Origin of the sequence: Streptomyces sp. (genome assembly GCF_036566765.1) — a bacterium.
Taxonomy (GTDB): Bacteria; Actinomycetota; Actinomycetes; order Streptomycetales; family Streptomycetaceae; genus Streptomyces.
In genome coordinates, this window is record NZ_DATCVQ010000547.1 from 1 (window position 1) to 8,007 (window position 8,007).

An 8,007-nucleotide genomic window follows, 5' to 3' on the forward strand; every position below is an offset into this window, starting at 1 on the left:
CGGGGGGGCCGGCGCCACGCGCGGGTCGACCGGGGGAGTCGTGGGCGCGGGCATGGCCTGTACGGGCTGTGCGGGCTGCACCGGCGCGGGGGCCGGGGCCGCGGGCTCCTCGACGCTCACGCCGAAGTCCGTGGCGATGCCCGCCAGGCCGTTCGCATACCCCTGGCCCACCGCGCGCGCCTTCCACGCGCCGCCGCGTAGGTAGATCTCCACGACCACCAGCGCCGTCTCCGCGCCGAGCTGCGGCGGGGTGAACGTGGCGAGCACGCTGCCGTCGTCCGCGTTGCGGATCGTGGCCGTCGGCTCGATGCCCTGGAAGGTCTGGCCCGCCGCGTCGGGGCTGGCGGTCACGACGATCTTCTCGATCCCGGCCGGCACGGCGGAGGTGTCCACCACGATCGCGTCCGGCGCGGCCCCGCCGCCGGAGCGGTAGGCGACACCGGGGCCGGACGGCTGGTTGTAGAAGATGAAGTCGGCGTCCGAGCGGACCTTGCCGTCGGCGGTGAGGAGCAGGCCGGAGACGTCGAGGCGCACCGGGGCGGCGACGTCCACCGCCACGCGCGGGACGGCGAGGGGGATGTTCGAGCCGGGGGTCATAGCGGTCATGCCTCGGGTAACGAGCGACGTCGCTTTGCCGTTCCCTTACCTTCGGCCACCCTGGTGACGCGGATGGGAGCGGGCGGTGCGCTCGTTGCCGAACTTGTACGAGCCGGTCCAGCGCGCCATGACGAGCTGCGCGTCCCCGCTCTCGACGGCGGCCAGGAACTTCTCCGCGCGCTCGCCGCGCAGCGTGGCGGCGGCGCGGCCGCGGTGGACGATCTCGACGCGGCCGTCGCCGAACCGCTGGTAACTGAAGCCTTCGGGTCGTGGCATGGCGGTCATCCTCCCGCCGCGGGGCGGGGTGCGGCACCCGAATATCCTTCGGCCCGAGGGCGGGTCCATGGAGTGGGTCCGTGGGGTGGGTGGGGGACATGGGGAACTCGTTCCGTACGCGGGACGTCGACGAGGCGCGCCAGGTGATCGGCGCGCGGTACTTCGCGAACTTCATGGACGTCGCGGACGTCGCCGAGGGGAAACGTCACTTCGCGGCCCGTTTCGACATCGTGGACCTCGGCCCGCTGGTCCTCGGCGAGCTCGGCTGCGGCGCGGACGTCCGGATGCGCTTCGGCGAGCTGGGGGAGTACCACGTCAACGCCCCGCTGACCGGCAGCATGGACTGGCGACAGGGCGCCCGCGGCGCCGGGACGACGACCCCCGAGCAGGGCGTCGTCTTCGACCCCGTCGGCGACACCGCCCTCGACCGCTGGGGCGGCGACTGCCGGGTCTTCGCCGTGAAGGTCGGCGCGGAGGCGCTCCGGGTCCGCCTGGAGGCGCTGCTCGGCCGCCCGCCCGGCGGCCGGCTCGCCTTCGACTCCCGACTCGACATCGCCTCCGGCCCCGGACTCAGCTGGGTCCGGCTCGCCCGGCGGGTGTTCCGCGAGACGCTCGCCGACGACGGCCTGGCCCGGCACCCTCTGATGGCAGCGCCGCTCCAGGAGGCGCTCCTGAACGGGCTGCTGCTCGCCGCCGACCACCCGTTCCGCGAGGAGTTGGCCCGCCCCGGCGAGCCGCGCCGTCCCGCGCCGGTGAAGCGCGCGATGGACGCGGTCCTGGACCGCCCCGAGCACCCGTACACCACGGCCGAGCTCGCCGCCCTCTCCCGGGTCGGCGCGCGCCGGCTCCAGGAGTCCTTCCGTGAGTACGCGGGGATGACCCCGATGGCGTACGTGCGCCAGGTCCGACTGGACCGGGTGCGCGACGAACTGCGCGCCGCCGAACCGGGCGAGGTCACGGTGAGCGAGGTCGCCTGGCGCTGGGGCTTCACCCACCCGGGCCGGTTCGCCGCGCAGTACCGGGAGCGCTACGGGGAGTCCCCCTCGCAGACCCTGCGCGCGGCCGCCTGCGCGCCATGAGCAGCGCGGCGCCGTTTCAAACGGGAATGGTCGAACGGGGTTCGTTTTCCGGACAGCGGCCGCGTTCCGCGGATCGCGCGGAACGGACGCCGTTCGTAGATTTGCCGATGTCACATGCGCCGGCTCGCGCATCCGTGACATGGGCCCCGGCCGCGGCTCCCCCGCAAGGCTCGGCCGGGCCTCACACTTCCGCCCGCTCCCGCGCGTCCGCGGACCGGCGTGCCGTCGCCGCCGTCAGCGCCAGCGCGCCCGCCGCGCCCGCCACCGCGAGGACCGGCAGCAGCACCCGTACGTCGAGCACCGCGACCAGCCCCGCGCCCAGCGCCAGGGCCACCGCGTTCGGGACGAAGACCAGGGTGTTCGCGGTGGCCGCCGCGCGGCCCACGGCCGCCTTCGGGGCCTCCCGCTGCACCGCCGTCATCGTGGCGATCAGCACCCACGGCAGCCCCAGACCGATCCCCGCCGAGGCCGCGAGGGCGACCGCGTCGTACGGCAGGGCCCGCGCCCCCGCCGCAAGCGCGAACAGCGCCAGGCCGACCGCCGCGAGCCGGTGCTCCGGAATCCGCCGCAGCAGCGGTCCGGCCGCGAGCCCGGCTGCCACCGACCCCGCGCCCTGCACCGCGTACAGCACGCCCGCGTACGCCGGGTCGTGGCCGAGCCCCCGGTCCACCACCGTGTAGATCGCCGCCCCGTTCAGCCCGGCGAGCAGCATCGTGAACGACGCGGCCGGCACCAGCGCGCGCAGCACCGACGAGCCGCACAGGATCCGCAGCCCCTCAGCCGTCTCCGCCCGCCACCGGCCGCGCGCCCCCGGGTCGCGCCGCTCCGGCCGCTCCTCCCGCACCCGCATCAGCGCGAACACGCCGCCCGCCAGCGCGAACGTGGCCGCGTCGAGCAGCACCACGGGACCGCCTCCCCAGCGCGCGAACATCCCCGCCGCCGCCAGCGGCGCGACCAGCTTCACCGCCTCGTTGACCGTCATCCGCAGCCCGTTGAAGTCGCCGAGCAGCCGCTCGTCCAGCGCGCTCGCCGCCAACGCCGACTCCGCCGCGTCCTGGACCGCGCCCTGCGCCCCGTACACCAGGAGCACCGCGAACAGCAGCCACACCCGGTCCGCCGAGTCGACCCACAGCAGTACCGGCAGCAGCGCCGCCATCGCCGCGTTCGCCGCCACCATCAGCGGCCGGCGCCGCACCCGGTCGACGAACGTGCCGAGCAGCGGCCCGAACAGCGCGGGCGCCCACAGCGCGAAGCCGGTCAGCGCCGCCAGACTGTCCGACCCCGTCAGGGACTTGACCCAGATGCCCGAGACCAGCCACATCGCCGTCGTCCCGAACCCCGACACCAGTACACCGGCCAGATACAGGCCCGCCGTCCGTTTCCATTCCCGTACGCCGCTCATGGCCGCAGCCTGGCGGCTAAGGAGACCGCCGCGGATCGGTCGGATGCCCTACGCGGCTCGGACGCCCTGCGGTCGAGCCGCGGCTCGGCGTCGGGTAGGGCTCAGGCAGCCTGCGCCGCGACCTGCTCCGACACCGCGAACTCGACCTCGCAGTCGGGGCAGTCGGCGGTCCCGAACAGGAACGTGACCCCGCGGGCCACGTCCTCCAGCCCGGCCTCGGCGGCCGTCCGGCGCAGCCGGGCCGGGAGCGGGGCGAGGTCCCGCGGGTCGGCGGGGCGGAGCGGGGTCCTGCTTCCGCCGGCCTCGGCGTAGTCGCCGTCGTCGCCGAAGGAGAGGAACATCTCCGACCAGCAGGACGGGCACTCCACCTCGTACTCGTTCTCGACCAGGCCCTCCAGCCGGGACTGGCTCCACAGCCGCTCACCCTCGAAGGCGAGCACGCCCTGGAGCATGTCCACGAAGTCGTAGTGCCCGTTCGCGGCCGCAAGCAGCCGCTCGCCGACGGGGCGCAGGGCCGCGATCTCGGCCGCGTACCGCGCCGTGCGCTCCTCGTTCGCCGCCGAGACGATCAGGCCGGCCATGCTGACCGCTTGGTGTTCGTCGCCCGGCGCGTCACCCGTCGCGATCGCCGCCAGGAACGGCAGGGCGAGGAAGGAGTCGTCGTAGACGCTGCCCTGGTGGCAGATGTCCTCGAACAGCGCGGACCAGATCTTCTCCTCGTCCGCACCGCCCATGCGGGCGAACGTGGCGGACAGATCCTCGGAAGGGCGGGTGCTCATGCGACCGCATTCTGCCGGGCGCGGGTCTCCCACCACAGGGCGGCCCCGGTCGCCAGCGCCCCGGCGCCCTCCCACAAGCCCACTCCGAGGAAGCCTTCGGGCGCGCGGCCCGTGACGACGGCCAGAGTGAAGACCGTGCAGGTCAGCAGCCGGAACGGGACCGTCCAGCGGAAGAAGGCGCGCCAGTCGGCGAGGGCGGCCAGCAGGTAGTAGACGCCCATATTGAGCGCGGCCATGGAGGACGCGGTCAGGAAGACCAGGGTGTGGTCTCCGTCCGCGCGCCCTCCGTCGGGTATGGGCTCGAACCCCATGGCCGCGAGCATGGCGTCCGGGGAGACCAGCCCCACCACCCCCAGCGCCGCGGCGAGCACGCCGAAGACCGCCATGGTCCAGCCGGACAGGGAACGGGGCAGGCGATGCACGGAAGTCCTCCGGGGAGCGCTCAACTGGTGTTCCCCTGAGGCTACTTCAGCGCCGCAGCCGTCACTTCAGCGCCGCCCGCATCATCTTCTCGGCCACCGGCGCCGCGAGGCCGTTGCCGCTGACCTCGGAGCGCGCCGCGCCAGAGTCCTCGATCAGCACCGCCACCGCGACCTCCTTCCCGGTCGCCTCGTCCTTGGCGTACGAGGTGAACCAGGCGTACGGGGTCTTGCTGTTGTTCTCGCCGTGCTGCGCGGTGCCGGTCTTGCCGCCGACCTCCACGCCGTCGATCGCCGCGTTCGTGCCGGTGCCCTCGTCGACCACGGTCTTCATCGCACTGCGCAGCTGCTCGGCCGTCGCGGAGGAGACGATCCGCCGGGTCTCCCCGTCCTTGTACGACTGGAGTGTGTCGCCGTCCGAGTCGACCACCGCGGAGACCATGTGCGGCGACGCCATGAGCCCGTCGTTGGAGATCGCCGCGGACACCATGGCCATCTGGAGCGGGGTGGCGGTCACGTCGAACTGGCCGATGCCGCTCAGCGCCGTCTGCGCCCGGTCCATGCCGGAGGGGTACACGCTCGCGTAGGCGCGTACCGGCACGTCCAGCTCGTCGTCGTTGAAGCCGAACTTCTCCGCCATCGCCTTCACCTTGTCCTGCCCGAGGTCGACGGCCAGCTTCGCGAAGACGTTGTTGCAGGAGTACCGCAGCGCGGTGCGCAGGGTGGCGTTCTCGCAGGGCGCGGACGCGTTCTCGTTCTTCAGGACGGTCCGCGTCCCGGGCAGCGTGTACGGGTCGGGGCTCTCGGTCGCCGTGTCCACGTCCTTGTACAGCCCGTCCTCGAGGGCCGCCGCGGCGACGACCAGCTTGAAGGTGGAGCCGGGCGGCAGCGGCTGCCGCAGCGCCCGGTTGACCAGCGGCTTGTCCTTGTCGTCGGAGAGCTTCCGCCAGGTGTCGCCGTCCGTCAGCCCGGCGATCTTCGACGGATCGTACGACGGGGTGGACACCATCCCGAGGATCCGCCCGGTCTTCGGGTCGACGGCGACGGCCGCGCCCTTCTTGCCGCCCAGTGCCTCGAAGCCGGCCTTCTGGACGGCCGGATCGATCGTGGTGAGCACGTCGCCCGGCTCCTGCTGCTTGCCGGTGAGCGCGTCCACCGGGTTCTTCAGCCGGGTGTCGGTGCCGTCCAGGACCCCGGAGTAGATGCCCTCCAGCTGGGTGGCCCCGTACGCCTGCGAGCTGTAGCCGGTGACAGCCGCGTAGAGCTCGCCGTCGGTGTACGACCGCTTGTACGCGAGGTCGCCGCCCTTCGTCGGCTGTGATCCGGTGACCGGCGCCCCGGCCACGATGATGTTCCCGAGCGGCTGCGCGTACTGCGCGATCGTCTTCCGCCGGTTCTTCTTGTCGTCCGCGAGGGCCCGGCCTTCGTACGCCTGCACCCAGGTGGCCCGCAGCAGTACGGCGAGCACCAGGAGCAGCGCGAAGACCGAGGCGCGCCTGATCGTCTTGTTCATCCCTGGGGAGGACGAACCGATGGGAGCCCGACGTTCCGGATCCGGTCGGTTTCTCAGACAATCCTCATCTTTGGCGCGGTGTGCCCCCGGGCCGGCCTGCACGGCGGCCGCTCGCAGCCGCAGCGCGCCCGGCGGGCCTCACTCTCACCCCGGCGTGATGAACCCCGACTCGTACGCCACGATCACCGCCTGCGTGCGGTCGCGCGCCCCGGTCTTCGCGAGGACCGCCGCCACATGCGTCTTCACCGTCGCCGGGCCGACCGACAGCCGGTCCGCGATCTCCGCGTTCGTCATCCCGGTCGCCATCAGGCGCAGCACGTCCGCCTCCCGGTCGGTCAGCCGCCCCGCCCAGGCGGGCGCGGCCCGCGGACCGCGCCGGGCGTACTCGGCGGCCAGCCCCCGCACCGCCGCCGGGTAGAGCAGCGAGTCGCTGCGCGCGACCAGCCGCACCGCGCCGACCAGGTCCTCGGCCGCCGCCCGCTTCAGCAGGAACCCGGCGGCCCCGACGCGCAGCGCGTCGTACACGTAGGAGTCGTTCTCGAAGGTCGTCACGACCACGATCCGCGGGGCGTCGGCCATCCCGGCGAGGATCTGCTCGGTGGCCCGGATCCCGTCGATCTCCGGCATCCGCACATCCATCAGGACCACGTCAGGACGCAGCTCGCGCACCACCGAGACCGCCTCGGCCCCGGTCGCCGCCTCGCCGACCACCTCCAGGTCCGGCTCCGCGTCCAGAATCACCCGCAGCGCGGTGCGCACCATCCGCTCGTCGTCGGCCAGCACGATCCGGGTCGCGCTCCCGGCCTCGGCCCCGGTCATCGGCCGCCCCCGAGCGGCAGCCGGGCGGTCAGCCGCCACACGCCGTCCACCGGGCCGGCCCCGGACGTGCCGCCGAGCAGCCGGGCCCGCTCGCCGATGCCGCGCAGTCCGCGGCCGCCGCCGGGGCGTACGGCCGGCGGCCGGGCGGGCAGCGGGTTCTCCATGGTGATCTCCAACTCCTCGTCGTGCAGCGCCACATGCGCCGTCACCGGTTCGCCGCCCGCGTACCGGGCGGCGTTCGTCAGCCCCTCCTGGACGATCCGATACGCCTCCCGGGACACCGTCCGCGGCACCCGCTCCAGATCGCCCGACGAGGTCACCGACGCCGTCCCGCCCGCGCCCTTCGCCAGCGCGCCGAGCGCCTCAAGGCCAGGCCCGGGCAGCTCGCCGGACGCCGCGCCGTCGTCGTCCCGCCGCAACAGCCCCAGGACATGGTCGAGTTCGCCGACCGTGCGCCGGGTGGTCTCCTCGATCGCGGCCAGCGCCTCGCGGACGAACTCCCGGTCGTCCGCGTCGTCGCTCTCCAGCACCCTGCGGGCCGCGCCCGCCTGCAGCGTCACGGCGCTCAGCGCGTGCCCCACCGAGTCGTGCAGCTCGCGGGCGAGCCGGTTGCGCATCGCCAGCTCCTCGGCCCGCCGCTCCGCCGCCGCGAGCCGGTCCGCCGGGCTCGGTCCGAGGAGCCGGGGCGCGCAGCCGGCGAGCAGCGCGCCCGTCCCGGCCGCGACCGCCGCGAGCGCCGCCAGCATGAGCAGCCCCACGGGGATCCCCGCCCACTGCACCCAGTGCTCGTCCACCCCCCAGAACCGGCTCAGCTCCGAGTTCCGCAGCCGCTCCGAGAACGGCAGCGCCATCAGCGCCAGCGCGAACGGCGGGAGCGCCAGCGTCGCGCCGCTCAGCAGGCCGCCGAGGCCCACGTGGAGGGTGAGCCAGCCGGCCGACCGCGTCTTCGCGGCCCGCCCGTGGGCCGGGCCGTCCGCCAGCTCCGCAGGTCCCACCCCGCACAGGGCCCGCGCGACCGCGACGGACATGGGCCGGGCGAGCGGGAAGAGCGCGGTGACCGCCACGAGCGGCAGCGCGAACGCGTACGCGGCGAACTGCAGCCCCAGGGAGGCGGCGAACATGC

At 74.2% G+C, this 8,007-nt stretch carries 9 protein-coding genes; 1 reads left to right on the forward strand and 8 read right to left on the reverse strand.

Annotation, left to right across the window (positions count from 1 at the left end; genetic code table 11):
- Positions 1-606 (reverse strand): TerD family protein (locus VIU94_RS31605; protein ID WP_331916657.1); only part of this gene is annotated, 606 nt, incomplete at its 3' end.
- 36 nt (positions 607-642) lie between these two features.
- Positions 643-873 carry a hypothetical protein gene (locus tag VIU94_RS31610; RefSeq protein WP_331916659.1) on the reverse strand — a complete coding sequence of 77 codons (231 nt, stop codon included), beginning with the start codon at positions 871-873 and terminating at the stop codon, positions 643-645.
- An 80-nt stretch (positions 874-953) separates the two neighbouring features.
- Between VIU94_RS31610 and VIU94_RS31615 the strand changes: the two genes are divergently transcribed.
- Positions 954-1,952, forward strand: coding sequence for an AraC family transcriptional regulator (locus VIU94_RS31615; RefSeq protein WP_331916661.1), 999 nt, complete (start codon positions 954-956; stop codon positions 1,950-1,952).
- A 181-nt stretch (positions 1,953-2,133) separates the two neighbouring features.
- On the opposite strand, the gene VIU94_RS31620 is transcribed toward VIU94_RS31615, so the two are convergent.
- The 6 genes from VIU94_RS31620 to VIU94_RS31645 form a co-directional block, all read right to left on the reverse strand.
- Complete coding sequence (locus VIU94_RS31620; RefSeq protein WP_331916663.1) at positions 2,134-3,354, reverse strand: MFS transporter; 1,221 nt, start codon at positions 3,352-3,354, stop codon at positions 2,134-2,136.
- Between the two features lie 101 nt (positions 3,355-3,455).
- On the reverse strand, positions 3,456-4,133 hold the full coding sequence (locus VIU94_RS31625; RefSeq protein ID WP_331916665.1) for a hypothetical protein: 678 nt from the start codon (positions 4,131-4,133) through the stop codon (positions 3,456-3,458).
- The gene (locus tag VIU94_RS31630; protein ID WP_331916673.1) at positions 4,130-4,519 is read right to left on the reverse strand and encodes a hypothetical protein; all 390 of its coding nucleotides are present in this window, start codon (positions 4,517-4,519) and stop codon (positions 4,130-4,132) included. The genes VIU94_RS31625 and VIU94_RS31630 overlap by 4 nt, the downstream gene beginning before the upstream one ends.
- Positions 4,520-4,616: 97 nt before the next feature.
- Complete coding sequence (locus VIU94_RS31635) at positions 4,617-6,065, reverse strand: peptidoglycan D,D-transpeptidase FtsI family protein (RefSeq protein WP_331916667.1); 1,449 nt, start codon at positions 6,063-6,065, stop codon at positions 4,617-4,619.
- Positions 6,066-6,209: 144 nt separating this feature from the next.
- Positions 6,210-6,884 carry a response regulator transcription factor gene (locus tag VIU94_RS31640; protein ID WP_331916669.1) on the reverse strand — a complete coding sequence of 225 codons (675 nt, stop codon included), beginning with the start codon at positions 6,882-6,884 and terminating at the stop codon, positions 6,210-6,212.
- On the reverse strand, positions 6,881-8,007 hold a 1,127-nt coding region (locus VIU94_RS31645; RefSeq protein WP_331916671.1), incomplete at its 5' end, for a sensor histidine kinase. The genes VIU94_RS31640 and VIU94_RS31645, both read right to left, overlap by 4 nt.